Consider the following 1,965-nt stretch of genomic DNA (forward strand, 5'->3'; position numbering starts at 1 on the left):
AGCGTGCTGCATCGCGGCTTGCCGGCGCGCCGAACCGTGGTGCCGTCCAGCGCGCATTTTCGTTTAACGTGTGTCCCCACTTGTCGCCTTGCCAGCAAAGCAGGCCGCAGCAATGGTTTCGCGCAATTCCTCGTCGGCGATCGGCTTGTGCAGGATGCGGCTGCCGCTGGCGCTGATCTCCTTGAGGCGCGAAGGCGAGGTATCGCCGGTGATGATGATGGTCGGGACAACGCGGCCGATATGGGCGTGAAGCGCACGGATCGCGTCGGTGCCGGTGGTGTCATTCTCGAGACGGTAGTCTGCGATGATCAGGTCGACCGGCGCATCGCCGGCAGCCAGCGCCGCCGCATGGGCCTTCCGTGCCTCTGCGGCGGAGCGGCCGGGATAGACACGATGTCCCTCCAGGTTGAGCAAGCGCACCATGGCATCGAGAACGTCGCCCTCATCCTCGACCACCATGATGCCGGCGGCACTGCTGGCCGGCGATGTCGTGTCGACCTCTAAGCGAGCTTGCACCGCGCCGGCCTTCGCGACGGTGATGGAAAACAGGGAACCGCGTCCGGACGTCGAAGCCAATTTCAGCGGGTGCCCCAACAGGTCGGCGGTGCGGCGAACGATGGCGAGCCCGAGTCCCAGGCCTTGCGTGCGGTCCCGCGCCGGGTTCTGCAACTGCACGAACTCCTCGAAGACCATCCCCTGCTGATCGGCGGGGATGCCGGGGCCGCTGTCGAGGACCTGTATCTCCACACATGCGCCGCGCCGGCGACAGCCCAACAGGACACCACCTTGCTTGGTGTAGCGAAAGGCATTCGACACCAGGTTGTTGAGAATGCGCTTCAGCATCATCGGGTCGCTGTCGACGCAGAGGCCGCTGTCGACCACGCGCCACGTAAGTCCGCGCTGTTTCGCCTCGGCGGCGAATTCATTGCGAAGATCACCAAAGAGGTCGCGCAGCGGCACCGCCTCGCTCGCGACCGTGACGATGCCCGCATCGAGCCGGGAGATATCGAGCAAAGCGTTGAGCAGCCCACTGAAGTTGCTGACAACCGATTTCGCCCGGCTGGCCAGGTCGCGCGCCTCGCCGGAGGGTACGTCGCCGCGCTGCCCCAAAACGGCAAGCGTCGAGACCAGCAGGCTCAGGGCATGGATCGGTTGGCGCAGATCGTGACTCGCCGCCGCCAGAAAACGCGTCTTGGCACGGTCGGCGGTCTGCGCCCTGTCACGTTCCTCTTGCAGATGCTCGACCAGCGTTTCGTTCTCCAGTCGCAGGCTGACGGTTTCGCGCAGCATGCGGTAGGTGATACGGCAGTAGTAGAAATTGATCGCCACCAGCGACGCGAGCAGGAACAGGAAGGCGCCGGAAATATCGCTTTGGGTGGTCAGGCAGCGCAGGGCGACCGGCACCACCGTTGCCAGGATGGAACCAACCAGCGCCGGCGGAAAGGCCGACAGAGACGGCACGGTGCCGCAGACGAGACCAGTCAGGACGATGACCGTGAAGGACAGCACGATCGGCGCCTCGGGCATGAATCCGACCCAGCCAAGCACACCCCACAGAAGGCCTGACATGCAGGAAAATGCCGTCGCCAGCCATGCCCAGCGCAAGATCGAGTGGCGATCCCGGGCGCGGCTGAAAAAACGGCGCGACGCCAGCACCCGGATAGCCGTCAGCAGATACAGCGCCGCTAGCCAGCCGATCAGCCAATGGGTGGAAACGGCCGTTCTCAGCACATAGACCGCCGCCATCGAGATCACGATGTTGGAGATGACCACGCCGTAGGAATTGCGATACAGGAGTCCGATCAGGGCCTGGCGTATCTTGTCTTCCTGCATCGAATCCCCCCAATTGCCCCAAGTATTCTCCGGGCGGTCTTCCCCGGTACCGTTGATCTACCGGCAACCTGTTTCGCATAAGTTGGCGATTGATCCATATACGCCGCTGCAGTCCTGGATGGTGCCCTGATG

1 protein-coding gene is annotated in these 1,965 nt (G+C 63.8%); it reads right to left on the bottom strand.

The window, feature by feature from the left end; all coding sequences use genetic code 11:
• Nucleotides 1–63: 63 nt before the first annotated feature.
• The gene (locus tag EN893_RS31395; protein WP_127267256.1) at nucleotides 64–1,833 is read right to left on the bottom strand and encodes an ATP-binding protein; all 1,770 of its coding nucleotides are present in this window, start codon (nucleotides 1,831–1,833) and stop codon (nucleotides 64–66) included.
• Nucleotides 1,834–1,965 lie beyond the last annotated feature (132 nt).

It is taken from the genome of Mesorhizobium sp. M7A.F.Ca.CA.004.04.2.1 (assembly GCF_004022825.1).
GTDB lineage: Bacteria > Pseudomonadota > Alphaproteobacteria > Rhizobiales > Rhizobiaceae > Mesorhizobium.

Bases quoted from the DNA above. Each gene is read 5' to 3' on its own strand.
- EN893_RS31395 (WP_127267256.1), bottom strand. From the start codon at position 1,833: ATGCAGGAAGACAAGATACGCCAGGCCCTGATCGGACTCCTGTATCGC.